At 57.6% G+C, this 16,071-nt stretch carries 16 protein-coding genes; 7 read left to right on the top strand and 9 right to left on the bottom strand.

Translation table 11 applies throughout. The features are described from left to right. Window positions 1-22: 22 nt before the first annotated feature. From ACR0A2_RS12920 to ACR0A2_RS12910, 3 genes are all read right to left on the bottom strand, one after another. A complete protein-coding gene (locus ACR0A2_RS12920) occupies window positions 23-670 on the bottom strand; it encodes a response regulator (protein WP_480835397.1) in 648 nt (215 codons plus the stop codon). Continuing rightward, the gene (locus ACR0A2_RS12915) at window positions 667-1,809 is read right to left on the bottom strand and encodes a sensor histidine kinase (protein ID WP_480835395.1); all 1,143 of its coding nucleotides are present in this window, start codon (window positions 1,807-1,809) and stop codon (window positions 667-669) included. Before ACR0A2_RS12915 ends, ACR0A2_RS12920 begins: the two co-directional genes overlap by 4 nt. Before the next feature lie 509 nt (window positions 1,810-2,318). Beyond that, window positions 2,319-3,164, bottom strand: coding sequence for a LysR family transcriptional regulator (locus ACR0A2_RS12910; protein ID WP_480835393.1), 846 nt, complete (start codon window positions 3,162-3,164; stop codon window positions 2,319-2,321). Window positions 3,165-3,250: 86 nt separating this feature from the next. Here ACR0A2_RS12910 and ACR0A2_RS12905 point away from each other — a divergent pair, with 86 nt between their 5' ends. The 4 genes from ACR0A2_RS12905 (at window position 3,251) to ACR0A2_RS12890 (ending at window position 6,691) form a co-directional block, all read left to right on the top strand. Continuing rightward, on the top strand, window positions 3,251-3,718 hold the full coding sequence (locus tag ACR0A2_RS12905; protein WP_480618877.1) for a c-type cytochrome: 468 nt from the start codon (window positions 3,251-3,253) through the stop codon (window positions 3,716-3,718). A 13-nt stretch (window positions 3,719-3,731) separates the two neighbouring features. Continuing rightward, a complete protein-coding gene (locus ACR0A2_RS12900; protein WP_480618878.1) occupies window positions 3,732-4,640 on the top strand; it encodes a c-type cytochrome in 909 nt (302 codons plus the stop codon). Window positions 4,641-4,804: 164 nt separating this feature from the next. Continuing rightward, the gene (locus ACR0A2_RS12895) at window positions 4,805-5,695 is read left to right on the top strand and encodes a cation diffusion facilitator family transporter (RefSeq protein ID WP_480618879.1); all 891 of its coding nucleotides are present in this window, start codon (window positions 4,805-4,807) and stop codon (window positions 5,693-5,695) included. A gap of 156 nt (window positions 5,696-5,851) precedes the next feature. Further along, window positions 5,852-6,691, top strand: coding sequence for a hypothetical protein (locus tag ACR0A2_RS12890; RefSeq protein ID WP_480835390.1), 840 nt, complete (start codon window positions 5,852-5,854; stop codon window positions 6,689-6,691). Between the two features lie 255 nt (window positions 6,692-6,946). On the opposite strand, the gene ACR0A2_RS12885 is transcribed toward ACR0A2_RS12890, so the two are convergent. From ACR0A2_RS12885 to ACR0A2_RS12860, 6 genes are read right to left on the bottom strand one after another with little or no spacing between them, the layout of a single operon-like run. After that, entirely contained in the window at window positions 6,947-7,888 is a 942-nt protein-coding gene (locus tag ACR0A2_RS12885) for an ABC transporter permease (RefSeq protein ID WP_480446386.1), read from the bottom strand. Then, window positions 7,885-8,928 carry an ABC transporter permease gene (locus ACR0A2_RS12880; protein WP_171205142.1) on the bottom strand — a complete coding sequence of 348 codons (1,044 nt, stop codon included), beginning with the start codon at window positions 8,926-8,928 and terminating at the stop codon, window positions 7,885-7,887. The genes ACR0A2_RS12885 and ACR0A2_RS12880 overlap by 4 nt, the downstream gene beginning before the upstream one ends. After that, entirely contained in the window at window positions 8,918-10,438 is a 1,521-nt protein-coding gene (locus ACR0A2_RS12875) for an ABC transporter ATP-binding protein (RefSeq protein ID WP_480835388.1), read from the bottom strand. The genes ACR0A2_RS12880 and ACR0A2_RS12875 overlap by 11 nt, the downstream gene beginning before the upstream one ends. Further along, entirely contained in the window at window positions 10,435-10,788 is a 354-nt protein-coding gene (locus ACR0A2_RS12870; RefSeq protein ID WP_480835386.1) for an amidase family protein, read from the bottom strand. The genes ACR0A2_RS12875 and ACR0A2_RS12870 overlap by 4 nt, the downstream gene beginning before the upstream one ends. Window positions 10,789-10,804: 16 nt before the next feature. Next, window positions 10,805-11,788 (bottom strand): BMP family protein, encoded by a 984-nt coding sequence (locus tag ACR0A2_RS12865; RefSeq protein WP_480835384.1) that lies wholly within the window; start codon window positions 11,786-11,788, stop codon window positions 10,805-10,807. 30 nt (window positions 11,789-11,818) lie between these two features. Further along, window positions 11,819-13,129, bottom strand: coding sequence for an amidohydrolase family protein (locus ACR0A2_RS12860; RefSeq protein WP_480835382.1), 1,311 nt, complete (start codon window positions 13,127-13,129; stop codon window positions 11,819-11,821). A gap of 24 nt (window positions 13,130-13,153) precedes the next feature. Here ACR0A2_RS12860 and ACR0A2_RS12855 point away from each other — a divergent pair, with 24 nt between their 5' ends. The 3 genes from ACR0A2_RS12855 (at window position 13,154) to ACR0A2_RS12845 (ending at window position 15,919) form a co-directional block, all read left to right on the top strand. Beyond that, on the top strand, window positions 13,154-13,294 hold the full coding sequence (locus ACR0A2_RS12855; protein WP_480835380.1) for a hypothetical protein: 141 nt from the start codon (window positions 13,154-13,156) through the stop codon (window positions 13,292-13,294). Window positions 13,295-13,526: 232 nt separating this feature from the next. After that, window positions 13,527-14,546, top strand: coding sequence for an AraC family transcriptional regulator (locus tag ACR0A2_RS12850; protein WP_480835467.1), 1,020 nt, complete (start codon window positions 13,527-13,529; stop codon window positions 14,544-14,546). Between the two features lie 194 nt (window positions 14,547-14,740). After that, window positions 14,741-15,919: an acyl-CoA dehydrogenase family protein gene (locus tag ACR0A2_RS12845; RefSeq protein WP_480835378.1), complete on the top strand. Its 1,179-nt coding sequence runs from the start codon at window positions 14,741-14,743 to the stop codon at window positions 15,917-15,919. Window positions 15,920-16,071 lie beyond the last annotated feature (152 nt).

Here is a 16,071-nt window from a genome sequence, read left to right as displayed (position 1 = left end):
GCAATCACGTTTGACCCATGGCTTAGTCGGTCTGGCCCCAAGCATCGTGCGCGATCAGCGCGGCTTCGACCCGGTTTCGGGCGTGGAGCTTGGACAGGATCGCCGTCATGTAGTGCTTTACGGTTTTTTCCTGAAGATCCAGTTGATCTGCGATCTCCCGATTGCTCATCCCCTTCGCCACACGTCGAAGTATTTCTTCCTCGCGATGCGTGAGATCGTTCAGAACATCGCTGTCTTTGGAAGTTTCCGCATCTCTGTTGATCTGAAGCAGCACGCGCGAGGCCAGCCCGGGCGACACGAATCCTTCACCTGCGGCGATGCTGCGCAGTGAGGCTGTCAATTCGCTGGCTGTCACACCTTTGACGATGTAACCGATTGCCCCTGCTTCCAAAGCATCCGCAACGTCACTGTTGTTTTCCGAGACCGTCAGTATCGCGATGAATGGCGGGTTTGCCATGGCCGAGATTTTTCGCGTCGCATTTATGCCGCCTCCGGGCATCGAAAGATCGAGGATGGCGATGTCAGGTTGATGACTGCCGACAAGTGAAATTGCCTCATCCGCGCTCGAGCCGGCAGCGAGAACTTCGAACCCATCGGCTTCGTCCAATGTCCGCTGCAATCCGTCCCTGAAAATCGGGTGATCATCCGCTATTACGACAGATGTTGTCATGGCGTACTCATCTTTCTGGGAAATAGTGTCATTGTGACAGAGGTGCCTTTGCCAGGGCTTGACCTGACTTCGAACCTGCCGCCGATACTCTCAACCCGATCTCGCAAACCCAAAAGCCCCTGGCCTCCATCGTCACGTAGTACTTTTTCGTCCGAGGGGTCAAATCCGGGCCCGTCATCGTTGACATGAATGACGACCCGATCGTTATGCGCCTCGCAAATGACGGTGCATCGAGAATTCGGAGCATACCTGGCGGCGTTGGAAAGCGTTTCCTGAAGGAACCGGAAAACACACAGCTTGTCGGACACGGACAACTCGATCGTCTGGCTTCCCTGAAGTGAAATATCCGGTCGCAATGGGCTGTGTTCCGAGTGATCTTCTATCGCTCTTTTCACCACATCAATCAGCGCCAGATTGTCGATGTCCGGAGCGGACAACCCCCGCGACAACGCGCGAATTTCGGCCAGGGACTTCTGCAAAGACTGTTGAATCTCCTCGGCCTCTGCCGGCTTTTCAGGCCTGTCCGAGAAAGCCGCCTCCAACCTGAGGGCCGCGAGGGACAGATATTGAGCGGGACCGTCATGAAGCTCGGAACCAAGTTTCTTCAGAAACCGGTCTGTTTGCGTGGCATATCGTTCCGACGCTTCGACCACGCGCGACCGCAGCCTGGCGTTCTGCTCTGCCATCTGTTCACTCTCTTTCAGACGCCGCTCCAACAGGCGCCCCTGACGTCGAATGGTGTTGTCACCGATTACCACGATGGAAAACAGCACGATTGTACTTGCCGCAAATGCTGACCCGACGACCAGCCAGCTTGTCCGACGGGCTTTGGCCATATCAATTTCCAGCTGTTCAGCTTTCTCGTAAAACTCTGCAACTGCAATAATATCTCCTGACCAGAGTTCTCGGATCGGGCTGTACACTTCAAGCAGCGGGATCCCAAGTGCTGCTTCTGCGGCGCTTTCGGCATGGTCGAGATCTTCGAAAGAACCCGAAATCTCTCCGCTCCAGGCTCGGCTCAGATCGTCAGTAGGGTCGAAACGGCGTCCAATGATGGTTGGATCCGACGCGTGCGCGATCACGCCGCCTTGTTTCCAAAACTTGAAGGACACAATGCGGTCCCGCATTGGCTGGGTCATGAATATTTCGTCCAGTGCCCGCCTTGCTTGATCGGAAAGACGATCCCCGTATGCAAGTTCCTGACTGAGAGGGGATACGATGCTCTCCATATACAGCGCTGCGGAATTGGCAGAATTTTGCACAACTGCATTCTCGATCCGATTTGACACCCATACGCCAACTATCGCGGTGGCCGTTCCCATCACGACAATGCAGGCCGCAAGAAAAACTCGCGACAATGACCAATTGCGAGCTGACAGATCGGAAATCTCGGGTCTCATTTCGTGTTCAACTATGAACGACAATCCCTGACCGCGCCACCGACCTTGGTCTGAACTCATCAGCGTTCGGTTTCAGAATTTGGATCATGTCGACCCCTTGATCGCGCAATCGCGCAGGCGGCGGACAGAAGGCACGCGTGGCCTTGCAGGAGGTACACGGAGTTCGCTCAAAACTCCGTCCAGACGACCAGCGCATCGGCCCAAAGCCGTCCTCGGAGGAGCCACACCTACGGGCGAGTATTTTTTTGTCACCCCGGCAGAGCAATGGACAGGCGTTCAACCAAAGCTCTTTGCACAATGGCAAATCTGGGAGTGCGCGCTATCTCGTCCAGAGTCGCCACCCAGAGCGGAACATCTATTCCGGGATCAATTTCTGACGACCGATGAAGCCGAGGATCCGCATTCCCAATAAACGAGGGCAGAAACGCTTTGCCCGCCCCGGAGGCCGCCATCTGCTGAAGCACCAAAAAGCTGTCTGCCCCGTTGGTCATTTCATCGGCGCTGACATGTTCGGCCAGCCATTTGGCGGGAAGCGAGCGACTCAGCGCCCCATCAAGCCTCATCCACTTTCGGTTTGGGGAACCGTCGTCAAACACACCGAATGACAGGGTTCCCGCACGTTCGCTGACAAGCCCTTCCTCAAGTTTGATCGAGGGTCGCACGGCGATGTCTGCGGTCAGCCTCGACAGATCATGATGGCTGTTGCCGCTTAACAAAGTCAGTTCCAGGTCGGGGTAGAGCCGCGATATCTCGGTCAGTATTTGGGGCAGTACAAGCTGGCAAAGGCTGTCCGTGGACGCAATGCGGACCCGACCCGCAGGGGACCGGTTTGCGCCCACTATCGCCCGCCCAACGGAAAGTACGGCCTCTTCAACGCTTTCCATCGCCGAAAGAATTGCTCTGGCCTCGGGCAGGGCGGTGTACCCTGACGGGTGTTTTTGAAAGATCACGCATCCAAAACGCTTTTCAAGCGCGGCGACTCTGCGCAGCACCGTTGCATGAGTGACACCCAGCGCCCCGGCCGCCGCATTCAGTGATCCGTGTTTCCTTACGGCCAGCGCGTATCGCAGATCATCCCAGTTTTGGTTGTGCATAAATTAACAATGAACGACGAATAACAAACAATTACAAGAAAAATTGTTCAGGCTAGTATTCGACGCATTGAACAGGGAGACGCACAATGATCAAGAAAATCCCGGCCGTTGCGGCAGGTTTGGTGTCGGTAGCCATCATTGGATCAGCCATCGCCCATGAAAGCGAAAATCCTGCGGTGAAGGCTCGGACCTCAATCATGCAGCTCTATGCCTTCAATCTTGGCACATTGGGCGGCATGGCCAAGGGAGAGGTTGAATATGATGCCGAGGCAGCAACACTGGCCGCAAATAACCTGGTTGTTCTGACGCAGATCGATCAATCTGCGATGTGGCCTGCCGGATCCGACAATGCGTCCGACCCGTCCACCCGAGCCTTGCCAGCCATCTGGGAGAACTTCCCGGATGTAAGCGCAAAAGGTCAGGCCATGGCTGAAGCCGCGGTTGCGATGCAAGCGGCGGCAGGCCAGGATGTCGATGCCCTGAAGGCGGCGATGGGTGATCTGGGCGGATCGTGCTCGGCATGTCACAAAGCTTACAGGGCGCCGAAAGACTAAAGGAGCGCTAGCCATGCGGCGTTTTTTCATTTTCGCCGCAGGTATTGCTGTACTGGTCGGGCTGGTCGGTTTGGCGCTGACCCGTCCGAAAACAGTTGACCAGACACAACTGAACGGGGTTGTTCCGGATCTCAGTCGAGGTGAGGCAGTGTTTTACGCGGCTGGATGCGCGTCCTGCCATTCTGCACCGGACGCAACGGGCGAGGAAAAGCTGGTACTCGCTGGCGGACGTCGGTTTGCGTCGGATTTCGGCACGTTCATAGCCCCGAACATATCCAGTGATCCGGTTGCCGGCATCGGATCTTGGTCCGCATTGGATCTGGCCAATGCTCTGCTTAACGGGACCGGGCCCGAAGGGCAGCACTATTTTCCCGCGTTTCCCTATACTTCCTACGCCAACATGTCAGCCGAGGACGTTGTTTCGCTGCATGCCTTCCTCGGCACTCTGCCGGCGGTTCCAACCCAAAGCGCAGCGCACGAGGTTGGCTTTCCCTTCAACATTCGACGCGGGCTGGGCGGGTGGAAGCTGTTGTATCTGAATCCGGGCTGGGTTGTGCAAGGCGATCTGACTGACCAGCAAATTCATGGCCGATACCTGGTAGAGGCGTTGGGACATTGCGCAGAATGCCACACGCCGCGCAACGCGCTAGGGGGGCTGAAACGCGATCTTTGGCTGACAGGTGCACCAAACCCCAGCGGAAAGGGACGCATCCCCGGTCTGACTTCTGTCCAACTGGATTGGTCCGAGGCTGATATTGCGGAATATCTGAAGTCCGGCTTCACGCCGGATTATGACAGCGCGGGTGGCGAGATGGTTGAAGTCATCGAAAACACATCCCGCCTTACGGATGACGACCGTCTGGCGATTGCGGTCTATCTCAAGGCCGTGCCCGCGTCACCGACAGGCTCGCCGTCAGAGTAACCCTCTTTGGCGCCATGTATCGGATGCCAGATGTCCTGGTCAGCCGCCAGCACGAAGCCGCAAGACCTATTCCCTTTTCGCCAAACTCCTGTTTTACGTTCAGGGCACCGGAGCGCAGCAATCGCCCGTGTTTCTGTTCAGGATTGTTTGAGGGTCGTGGCCAAATGACACAAAAGATCGCGCTTTGGTCCATTCCGATATCCCTGGCGGTACTGGCCCTGAAGCTGCTGGCCTGGTGGCTGACAGGTTCGGTGGCGTTGTTGTCGGACGCGATGGAATCCACCGTCAACGTCGCAGCGGCCCTGCTGGCTTATTTTGCGGTTCGGGTTGCAAACAAGCCCCCTGATGAAAACCACCCCTTTGGTCACAAGAAAGCCGAGTATCTTTCCGCTGTTGTCGAAGGCGCATTGATTGTGTTGGCGGCGTTCTTGATCATCAGAGAGGCCGTGCTGGCCCTTCCCAATCCGCATCTTGAGGATGCGCCTTTTCTTGGAATCGCCGTCAATGTCATTGCAACGGGTGTGAATGGCGCATGGGCCTACTTGTTGCTCAAAATCGGCAGGCGCGAGGGTTCGCCTGCATTGGAGGCCAGCGCGCGGCACATATTTACAGATGTCATGACGTCAGCGGGTGTCATCGCGGGGCTCATACTTGCACTTGTCACAGGCTGGCTGATCCTTGACCCGATCCTAGCGATACTGGTCGCGCTGAACATCCTGTGGGAAGGTTGGAAAGTCATTCGTGCGTCCGTTGACGGGCTGATGGATGTAAGCCTTTCTGACCATGACTTGCAGGTAGTTTCCAGCACCATTGAAAGCAACCTAGGTGCTGCGCTGGAATATCATGACCTCAAGGGGCGCAGATCCGCGAATGTCATCTTCGTCGAGTTTCACCTCGTTGTGGACGGCGCAATGTCGGTCAGCGCAGCCCATGACATCTGCAATGAAATCGAACACGCATTGGAACGTCTTTATCCGGGTTCCGTCTTTTTCATTCATCTCGAACCCGATGATGAGTTGAAGGGCAACGGAGCAAAACCCAGCCAGGTTTCTTAAACCAATCGGTACAATCGAATACGACGCAAGTCGTGGTCATGGATAGGACGTTCGGCCTGCAATTCATCAGACCTAAGCCCGATGTCGGGACGCAAAGCCCCGGATAATCTGTCACCGACACCATGAGTTGGGTCGAACAGAACTGGAGGCGAAAAAATGAAACTTCAAGGAAAACTGGGCCAGCTTCTCAGCACAGCAGCACTGGCTTCGTTGATTGCCGCGACGCCTTACGTGCCGAAGTTTGACACGGAAGGTCGCCTGCACCTTGAACCAGCCTATGCCTTTGCCAAAAGCGGCAGCGGAAAAGATGGAGATGGTGGCGATGACGACCGGGGGGATGATCGTGGCGGCGAACGGGACGACAATTCGGGGTCGGGCAACAGTGGTCGCGGTGGTGATCGCGACGACGACAGGGACGATGATAGGGACGACGACAGGGATGATGACCGTGACGATGATCGGGACGACAATTCCGGATCCGGCAAAGGTGGTCGCGACGACGATGACGATGACGACGATGATGACTCGAAGCGTTCAAATCGAGGCAGCGGCAAAAAGGATCAATCCCGGTCAGGCGGCGGATCATCACGCTCTGCCGGCATAACGAAGGTTGAGACCAACGCCAACGGCATCGAAGTGCGCTATGCCGATGGAACCAAGGAAGAAATCGAAAACGGTCGGTATGAAAGAAAGAATGCTCAGAACCGCACTGTGGAAGAACGGCTGGCGACAGGCGCCGATGTCTCAAGGCTCCGGTCATTGGCTAATGGTATCTCCATCGACAACGTGCTCTCTTCAGGGCAAGGCGGCACTGCTGGAAGTCGACCCACAAAAATCGAACGCCAGGGCAACAACATCGAAGTAAACTATGCCAATGGCTGGAAAGAAGAGATCGAATTTGGCCGGTATGAGTTGAAAGACCCATACAACCGGACTGTCGTTGAGAGAAATGCAACCGCCGCTGACCGTCGGAGATTGCAGTCGGCAGGCAACTAGGCAACTGCGTCAGAACGAAAGACAAAGGGCGGCTTCTCATCGTCAGAGGCCGCCTTTCATTTACGTCATTGCCAGCGGTTATTGGCGTACTGCATTGGGATCAATGGCTTCTTGCCCAAGGTGTTGGCTCAAAGTCCCCCCAACATGAAAGGGACGGGCACCAACTCCGCAAACCGGCATGAGCGATGTGTCATGTAAGTCCTGCCCCTTTCTCGCTTGCAACGACCAGTCATCCACTGGTTGTGAACCCTGATCCTAACGTTCACCGCGCCGATAGGGTGCCATCAGCGCGGCAGGCACCTCGGCCCTGCGGGCGACGAGAACGAGCGCGACGATGGAAAGCACATAGGGCGCCATCAGGAAGAGTTGATATGGCACGCCTTCGATCGACGTTTGCAGCCGCAGCTGGTATGCATCGAAAAATGCAAACAGCACGGCACCGATCAACGCTTTGCCCGGTCGCCAACTTGCGAACACAACCAGCGCGATGCAGATCCAGCCGCGTCCTTGAACCATGCCCGGGAAGAAACTGTTGAACGCCGTTGTCGTCAGGAATGCACCACCCACTGCCATCAACGCCGATCCGACAACCACTGCACCAATGCGAATGCGAATGGGGTTCAGCCCCTGCGCCTCAACCGCGTGCGGGTTTTCACCAGTCATGCGAATGGCCAGCCCCAGCGGTGTCCGGGCAAGAACGTAAGCCATCACAGCCACCGCAAACAGCGCGAGGTAGGTCGGCAGAGCCTGGGAAAACAGGATCGGACCCAGAATGGGGATATCGGAAACACCCGGAACATCGAGTGGCTGAAAAGGTTCTATCGTCGGGGGCAGATCGCCCACTTCGACAAGCAACCGGTAAAGGTAGTAGGCCAGCGCGGATGCAAACAGCGTGATGCCAAGCCCCGAGACATGTTGCGACAATCCAAGCGGGACCGTTAGTATGGCGTGCAGCAATCCCAACATCGCGCCGCAAAGTGCCGCGATCATCAGGCCAACCAGCAAAGGCGCGCCCATGTAGACGGCAAGCCAACCGCTCATCGCGCCCATGGTCATGATCCCCTCGATCCCCAGATTGAGAACCCCCGAACGTTCACACAGCAACGCGCCGAGGACTCCGAAAATAAGCGGCGTTGCGATACGCAGCACGGACGCCCAGAGGCTGGTGTTCAGCAGCAGATCAATTGCATCACTCATCGGCGCACCCGGTACGTTGTGAAAAGAAGGGCCACGATCATGGTGAGCAGGCAGAGCGCCACGATCACGTCGGCAATGAAGCTGGGAACGCCGGTTGCGCGGCTCATGGCGTCGGCCCCGACAAAGACGGTGGCGACGAAAACCGCGGCGGCGACCACGCCCGCCGGATGCAATGCGGCCAGCATTGCGACGACGATGCCGGCATATCCGAATCCGGGGCTCATGGTCGTGGTGACCCCGGCTGTGACGCCCATGACTTCGACGGAACCTGCCAGACCTGCCAAAGCGCCTGAAAGCAGGGCCACACCCATGATCGTTTTGGGAAGGGAAATTCCGGCAAAGGCGGCGGCACCGGCGTTCAAGCCTGCGGCGCGTGTTTCAGCCCCAAAAACCGTGCGGGCCAGGATCAGCCAAACAACACCTGCTGCCGCGATGGCAAAAAGCAACCCGATATGAAGGCGCGTGCGGGGAATAAGATCCGGCAGGCGGTACTCTCCGCCCACGGGCACTGAGGAAGGCCAACCAAAGGCCATCGGATCGCGCATCGGACCCTCGATCATGAGGCCGACGAAAAGGATCACAATGAAGTTGAGCAGCAGGGTCGTCACCACCTCATCCACCCCGAAACGCAGGCGCAAATAAGCGGGGCCCGCCAACAGGGCCGCACCCGCCGCCATGCCCGCCAGCATCAAAATCGGTATACCGATCCACCCGGGAACCCCGAGAGAATGCCCGATCCAGGCGGTAATCAGTGCGCCGACAAAGAACTGCCCCTCGCCGCCGATGTTCCAAAGACGGGCCCGAAAGGCGACGGCCGCGGCAAGCCCGGTAAATATCAGCGGCGTGGCGCGGGTCAGCATCTCGGTGATCGAAAGGCGTGACCCAAGGGCGCCGGTCAGCATTTCACCATAGGCAGTCAATGGGTTCACACCTGCCGCTGCGATTAAACCCGCAGCCAATAACAACGCGGTAAAGATCGCGGCCAGCGGCGCAATGACCACAAGGTACAGCGGTACATATGTGCGTCGTTCAAGCCGCATCATAATCTTCCTTCCAGACGCCTGCCATCATCAGGCCAAGGCGTTGCGGGTCAGCATCATCAGCGGATATCGGTTTCGACAATCGACCCTTAACGATCGCCTGTATTCGGTCTGAAAGAGCTACGGCTTCTTCAAGTTCTTCTGAAATAAGCAGGATCGCAGCACCCTCGGCCCGTGCGGCCAGAAGCTCGGCATGAACTGCGGCAATTGCCCCTTCATCAAGGCCCCGCGTCGGCTGGTTGGCGAGCACGAAACGCGGTCCGTTGGTCAGGACCCGCCCCAGGATCAATTTTTGCATGTTGCCGCCAGACAGCAGCCGTGTGCGCGTGTCGGGACTGGCCCCTCGGATATCAAACCGTTCGATAAGCCCTGCGGTGTATTCTCGGGCGGCGCGTTGTCGGACAAAGCCTCGGCGCGAAAACTCCGGTGTGCGCAGACGTTCAAGAACTGCATTTTCCCACAGGCTCAATTCACCCACGACACCTTCTGCATGGCGGTCTTCCGGTACCCTGCCGGCGCCAGCCTGGATCATGCCACGCGGGCCCAGATGGCCGATATCCTTGTTCAGCAGTGTCAACTGCCCGGCGTTAGGGTGGATCAGTCCAGACAACAGCCCGCCAAGCGAGGCCTGACCATTGCCTGATACGCCGACGATACCAAGGATCTCGCCTGCATGGACGGTGAATGATACGTCATCCAGCCGCAATTCACCGTCTTCTTTCACGCGCACATCGTTTGCGACCAGAACCGGCGCGCCAATCTCGTGGTCTTGACGAACGGGTCGTTCCACTTTGCGGCCAACCATCAGTTCCGCCAACTCTCCGGGGGTGGTTTCCGAAGTTCTGCGTTCCGCGACCAACCTACCGCCACGAAGAACGGCCACACGGTCAGAGGCCGCCATGACCTCATGCAGTTTGTGACTGATGAAGATAAGCGACAGGCCCTCTTTCGTCATGTCGCGCAGCGTCTCGAACAGGCGCATTGCCTCGGGCCGGGCCAGAACGGCCGTGGGTTCATCCAGGATCAGTATGCGCGCGTCTCGGTACAGCGCTTTCAGAATTTCGACGCGTTGACGTTCACCCACGGAAAGGGACTTGATCCTGTCGTCGGGGTTCACGGGCAGACCAAACCGATCCGCGATCTGCAACAACTTTGCGCGCGCCTCGCCACGTGCGGACCGTGCGCGTGTCAGGGGTTCTGAACCCAGCATGACGTTTTCAAGAACCGTGAGGTTGCCCGCAAGCGTAAAGTGCTGGTGTACCATGCCCACACCCACCTCGATCGCTGCGCGGGGCAGACCCGGAGGCAACGCTTTGCCAAACACCCTGACAGAGCCTTCGTCTGCCGCGTAATGGCCGAAAAGGATGTTCATCAGCGTCGTTTTGCCTGCGCCATTTTCACCCAACAATGCAAGGATTTCACCCTGGGCCAATGACAGTGTCACATCATCATTGGCGGTTAGCGTTCCAAAACGCTTTGTTATGCCGTGAAGTTCCAGAACCTTGTTCATGTGGGCAGGCCTGCGATTGGAGACGGAAAGGTAAGTTCGGGCGCACGCGCCTCGATCAGAGCACCAAGTTTCAGCAGCGCATCATCCGAGCGGGGTGGTCCCATCAGTTGCACACCGATTGGCAGGCCATTTGCCATGCCAAAAGGCAATGCCAAAGCCGGCAAGCCTGCAACATTGGCAAGTGCCGCGTTCGGGGCAAAGGCCTCCAGCCGCGCCATGTCTTCGTCCAGAAACACCACGGCGCCCAGATCCGCCTGCGCGTGGCAGGCGGAAAGGCTTGCTTCCATCGCGTCGGTGGCAGTGATCTGCCCTGCCGAAACGGCAGCTGCAAGAGCCGTGGCATCGGTCACGTCAAAACCCCCGGGATCAGGAGGGCTCGCTTTCGTCGATCGGAACGTCCCATTCGCCGGATTGGATCGCGGCCTGTTTGGCCTCCATCGCAGGGATGGCGTCGGCAGGCACTTCGTCAGCGACATAGATCAGCTCATTGCCGCCATGGGCCATGAAGGAATATTCAGTATAGTTGCGCCCGGTGGGTTTGCCGGCCTGAACATCCGCCACGATGGCTTTGATGGTTGGCCCATAATTCCATATTGCGTTGGCAAAGACCGTACCGGGATAGCGCGGTGTATAATCGATAAGTGAACCGATGGCTTTCACACCACGCGCCTGAGCCGCATCCGCCGTACCGATCCGTTCACCAAACAGGATGTCCGCGCCCGCATCGATCTGGGCAATCGCGGCTTCCTGCGCGCGGGCGGGATCAAACCATGCTCCGATGAAACCGTTGAGGAAGGTAGCGTCAGGGTTCACTTCACTGACGCCCATCCGGAAAGCATTGATCAGCAGGTTCACCTCGGGGATCGGATAACCGCCGACCGAACCATAGACATTGCTTTCCGACATTCGGCCGGCAAGCATTCCGGCCAAATAGGCCGCCTCGTGGTTGCGGGTGCCGAAGACACCAAAATTGTCGCCCTCCGGTCCGCCGGAGGACCCCATCAAAAACGCGGTATCGGGGTAGTCACCCGCCACTTCGCGTGCTTCGCGTTCCACCGCGTAAGACTCGCCCCAAATGATTTGCGCGCCGCCTTCGGCGTATTCGCGCATCGCACGGGGATAGTCGGTCGGAGCTACACCCTCGGAAAACTCATATTCGATCAGACCAGCCTCGGCGGCTTCCTGCATCGCCACATGGATCCGGCTGTTCCATGCGTTTTCGACCGGAGACATATGCACGCCAGCGACGCGGATCGCAGATTGTGCATTGGCGCGGCGGACATAAGCCGGCAGGGCCAGAGTGGCCGCGGCGCCGACCATCAGTTGACGACGTGTAGTGGTGAGTTTCATCGGAGTATCCTCTTCTGTTGGTGGCAATTATTATTGTTCTTGGTCTTCCTGAATATTGGGCCTGGGCGCGTAATCCGCGGGATCCAGGGTCGAGGGGCGGCCGGGCAGGGAAAGCGCGGCCAGTCTTGGTTCGGTGCGCGCCAGCACCTTGCCGTTTTTGATGACGGCAAGACGTGTGGCTTTCATGCGAACAGCTTCAATCGGGTCACGCGCTTGCAGCACAACCATGTTGGCTGGGCCGCCTTTGCGAATTGTCGGGTCAGGCAGACCCATGGTCTTGGCACCGTTCTGGGTAACGGATGTGAAAGCCCATTCCATCGCTTCGCGGGATGTCATCGGCACCGCATGCACGCCCATATGGGCCACTTCCAGCATGTCGGCGGACCCAAGAGAATACCATGGATCCATGGTGCAATCCTGCCCGAAGGAAACGTTCACACCTGCTGTACGCAATTCTGGTACGCGTGTCAGGCCACGGCGGCGCGGATAAGTGTCCGAGCGGCCTTGCAGAGTGATATTGATAAGCGGGTTCGGTACGACGTTCATGCCGCTTTCCGCGATCAGCGGAATAAGCTTCGAAGCATAGTAATTGTCGTATGAATGCATCGCGGTGACGTGGCTTGCAGTCACACGACCCCCGAGCCCAAGGCGCGTGGTCTCATAGGCGAGGGTTTCCACATGGCGCGACATCGGATCGTCGCTTTCATCACAGTGCAGGTCCAGCATCAGGTCGCGATCTGCGGCAATCTCGGCCAGCCTGGTGACCGATCGGGCGCCTTCCGACATCGTGCGTTCAAAATGCGGGATGCCGCCCACCACATCGACCCCCATATCGAGCGCCCGGATCAGATTTTTCTCTGCATTTTCCGCGCGGTACAGTCCATCTTGCGGGAATGCCACCAATTGCAGGTCAATATAGGGGGCAACCAGCTTGCGCACTTCCAGCAAAGCTTCGACGCCCACCAACGGAGTTGACGAAACATCCACATGCGAACGGATGGCCAGCAATCCCTGCGACACGGCCAGATCGCAATATCGCATGGCCCGCTCGATCACCGCTTCGGGCGTCAGAAGGGGCTTCAGTTCTCCCCAAAGCGCGATGCCCTCCAAAAGCGTGCCCGAAACATTCATACGTGGCGACCCGAGGCTCAGCGTGGCGTCCATATGGAAGTGCGGGTCGACGAACGGAGGTGAAACCAGGCGGCCCGTTGCATCGATTTCTTCGCGCGCCTCACCCATGATGTCAGCGGCAATTTCCGCAACACGGTCGCCCTTGATCGCAATATCCAACGGTTCGCGGCCATCCGGCAAGCTGGCCTTTCTGATGATGATGTCAAACATTCATCCGCCCCCTAATTTGACCACATGGTAAAAGTATTCAAAAAAATTGCTATTTATTTTTACGGTGTTCTGGAATTGGTGCCTGTTTCAGCCTCTCAACTGCTCATTATCAAAGCCCGACTGATTAAATTTTGGCCGTCTACAGCCCGGGATTTGGGGCAATGAACGCCCCGAGCCAAAAGAGCGCCCGGTTCATCCGCAAGATTGTTTGCCGATGCAAACAAAAGCTCTGCCCGCCACCGCACAGCGATTTTCGATGACCGGTGCGGCGAACAGGGGCGCCAGCCCACTGAAAAAAGCTCAACCAGAACGTTGTATGGTGAAGACATTGACAATCCGCCATCTGAAAGTGCCGTGTTTCATCTCGAACGGAATTGATGATACCTCCTTGCACGTCATGACCAATGTCGCGCCAACGATCCTTTCCACGGTTTCCAGCCAGTTTATCGATGACTGGCTGACGGCATTGCGTACACTATGCCCCGAGTCGCAGATGGCGTCGCTTCTCGGCCGGTCGGGTTTGGTCGCAGATACGCGTCACCCACATGGTCGCGTCACGTTGGATCAGATCGTATGTCTCTATCAACTTGCCGCAGTAGAGACCGGTGATGAGATGATGGGGCTTTGGAGCCGCCCGATCCGGCCGAGAGCCCTGCAACATCTTTTGACGACAGTCCGGGAAGCCACATCTCTTTCATCGGCGCTTTATCGCTTTTCGACCTTCTGGAACTTGTTGCTGGATGACTATTGGTTTGATCTGGATGACGCCGACAACATGTTGGTGCTTACCCTGAAGCCACGGGGCGCGGCCCAGGTTCAGCGGTTCGGGCACATGCTGATACTCAAACTTGCCCACGGGCTCATGTCTTGGCTGGCGGGGCACGAAGTTCCGGTCAAGGCTGTCGATTTCGTGTTTGAGCGCCCCGACTTTGATCAGGATTACGCGGTCATCTTTCCGGCACCGCTGCGGTTCGGCCAAGGTGCCACCGCGATTTCGTTCGATCCGAATGCGCTGGGTCCAGTGCAGGCGCGCAGCACAAATGACCTTGACAGGTTTTTGCACAACGCGCCCCGAGACTGGATCTTCACCAGTTCGCGAGAGCACACCCAATCGCTGCGGGTGCGCACGTATCTGGTCCAATCGGGATGGGACGCGGCAACCCTGACCCAGACGGCATCCGCGATGCACATGACCCCCCGCACCCTGATCCGCAGGCTGCATGCGGATGGTACATCGTTTCAGGCCATCAAGGATGCCCTGCGGCGTGATATCGCTATCCGTGATCTTCAGGCGGGGCGTAAAAGCGTTGAAGCCATCGCACATGATGTCGGATTTTCGTCGGCGGCCAATTTCCACCGGGCCTTTCAGCGCTGGACCGGAAGCACGCCGAGCTCATACCGCAGGGTGCAAATGTAGGGTGCCCGATTTGTCACTTTTGGACAATGATCTGTCATTGCACGAGATGGTCCCCAGCGGGCAGGCTCGCCATATCTTTCTGTAGAAAAACGTTCTTATCGGAAGTTTTGCCCTCAAAAACTCATCATCCCGCTCATCCATGGCTTCCCGGTTGTGGCGCCATCTGAGAATGACCGTCTTGAAAGGATCCGCCAATGTCAGACAAACTCGACACCATACTCCAAGCCGCACGCGACCACGCCGAGCAGGCGATCCTGCCCAATGTGGATGCCTGGAACGCCGCGAAGAAGTGGCCGCGCGATGCTTCGGACAAGGCCGGGGTCGCTGGTCTGACGGGGCTCTACGCCCCCGAAGAGTTTGGCGGGCAGGCCTTGCCGCTGGCAGAAGGCATACAGGTTTATGAACAACTGGGACGGGGCGATGGCGCATATGCCTTTGCGCTGTCGATGCACAACATCTGTACCTTCGCGGGCTGCGGCTATGGCACGGATGCCTTCAAGGAAAAGTGGGCGCGGGACCTGACATCTGGTCGCAAGCTGGCGAACTTTGCACTGACCGAACCACAATCCGGATCGGACGCAACAAACATGTATTCGCGTGCCGTGGTCAATGGCGACGGCACATGGACGATCAGCGGCGCGAAGGCGTGGGTCAGCCTGGCGACCGAAGCGGATATCTATTTCACCGTGGTCAAGACCAGCGACGCACCCGGCCACAAGGACATGGCGATGATCGCCATTCCGGCCGACGCACCGGGCCTCAGCTTTGGGCCGCTTTATGATACCCCATCCTACAACTTCCTGCCCTTGGCCGAAATGTACATGGACAAGGTCGTGGTCGATGAAACCAACATCATCCTGCCCATTGGTCAGGGTCTTCAGGGCGCGCTCATGGCCATCGACATTGCCCGTGTTTCGATTGCCTCAGGATGTTGTGGATTGATGCAATCCGCGCTGGATACGGCGTTGTCCTATTCCAAGAACCGCAAGATGTTTGGCGGCAGGAACCTTGATCTGGACGGGATCCAGTGGATGCTGGGCGAGGTTGCAACCGACCTTGAAGCCTCAAAGCTTCTCTACCGAAAGGCGGCAGAATCCCTTGGCACGCCCGAAGGCCCCTTGATGGCTGCCCATGCGAAAAGGTTTGTGCCTGATGCCGCCGTGAAAGCTGCAAACACCTGTACGCAGGTTCTGGGAGGTGCGGGGTTGTTGCAACCCTACGGCCTGGATCGCTTGTCCCGCCTTGCGCAAATGCTGCGGATCGTGGACGGGACGACGGAAATCAGCCGTATGGTCATCGGGCGGGCCTTGCAAAAACGTGCGGCAACTCTGCCTGATCTGCCGGTACCGAAAGGTTTTGGCGAGACCGACTGAATGTCCCGCACCGGTTCGATCGGCGCCAATTTGAGATTCTGCGCAGACATCAGCAAGATCAAAAGGCCGGCCGCATTATTGCGGCCGGTTGCCTGAATGGTTGACCGTGGTGCTAACTCGCCATGAACAAGGTCGCGCAAAGCGTATGAAGC

The sequence above is a fragment of the Ruegeria sp. H8 genome, assembly GCF_056532905.1.
Note: the sequence above shows the minus strand (reverse complement) of the source record. Positions and strands in the feature narration are given on the sequence as shown.

Coding starts and splice junctions, on each gene's coding strand:
- ACR0A2_RS12920 (WP_480835397.1), bottom strand. CDS start 670: ATGACAACATCTGTCGTAATAGCGGATGATCACCCGATTTTCAGGGAC.
- ACR0A2_RS12915 (WP_480835395.1), bottom strand. CDS start 1,809: ATGACCCAGCCAATGCGGGACCGCATTGTGTCCTTCAAGTTTTGGAAA.
- ACR0A2_RS12910 (WP_480835393.1), bottom strand. CDS start 3,164: ATGCACAACCAAAACTGGGATGATCTGCGATACGCGCTGGCCGTAAGG.
- ACR0A2_RS12905 (WP_480618877.1), top strand. CDS start 3,251: ATGATCAAGAAAATCCCGGCCGTTGCGGCAGGTTTGGTGTCGGTAGCC.
- ACR0A2_RS12900 (WP_480618878.1), top strand. CDS start 3,732: ATGCGGCGTTTTTTCATTTTCGCCGCAGGTATTGCTGTACTGGTCGGG.
- ACR0A2_RS12895 (WP_480618879.1), top strand. CDS start 4,805: ATGACACAAAAGATCGCGCTTTGGTCCATTCCGATATCCCTGGCGGTA.
- ACR0A2_RS12890 (WP_480835390.1), top strand. CDS start 5,852: ATGAAACTTCAAGGAAAACTGGGCCAGCTTCTCAGCACAGCAGCACTG.
- ACR0A2_RS12885 (WP_480446386.1), bottom strand. CDS start 7,888: ATGAGTGATGCAATTGATCTGCTGCTGAACACCAGCCTCTGGGCGTCC.
- ACR0A2_RS12880 (WP_171205142.1), bottom strand. CDS start 8,928: ATGCGGCTTGAACGACGCACATATGTACCGCTGTACCTTGTGGTCATT.
- ACR0A2_RS12875 (WP_480835388.1), bottom strand. CDS start 10,438: ATGAACAAGGTTCTGGAACTTCACGGCATAACAAAGCGTTTTGGAACG.
- ACR0A2_RS12865 (WP_480835384.1), bottom strand. CDS start 11,788: ATGAAACTCACCACTACACGTCGTCAACTGATGGTCGGCGCCGCGGCC.
- ACR0A2_RS12860 (WP_480835382.1), bottom strand. CDS start 13,129: ATGTTTGACATCATCATCAGAAAGGCCAGCTTGCCGGATGGCCGCGAA.
- ACR0A2_RS12855 (WP_480835380.1), top strand. CDS start 13,154: ATGGTAAAAGTATTCAAAAAAATTGCTATTTATTTTTACGGTGTTCTG.
- ACR0A2_RS12850 (WP_480835467.1), top strand. CDS start 13,527: ATGACCAATGTCGCGCCAACGATCCTTTCCACGGTTTCCAGCCAGTTT.
- ACR0A2_RS12845 (WP_480835378.1), top strand. CDS start 14,741: ATGTCAGACAAACTCGACACCATACTCCAAGCCGCACGCGACCACGCC.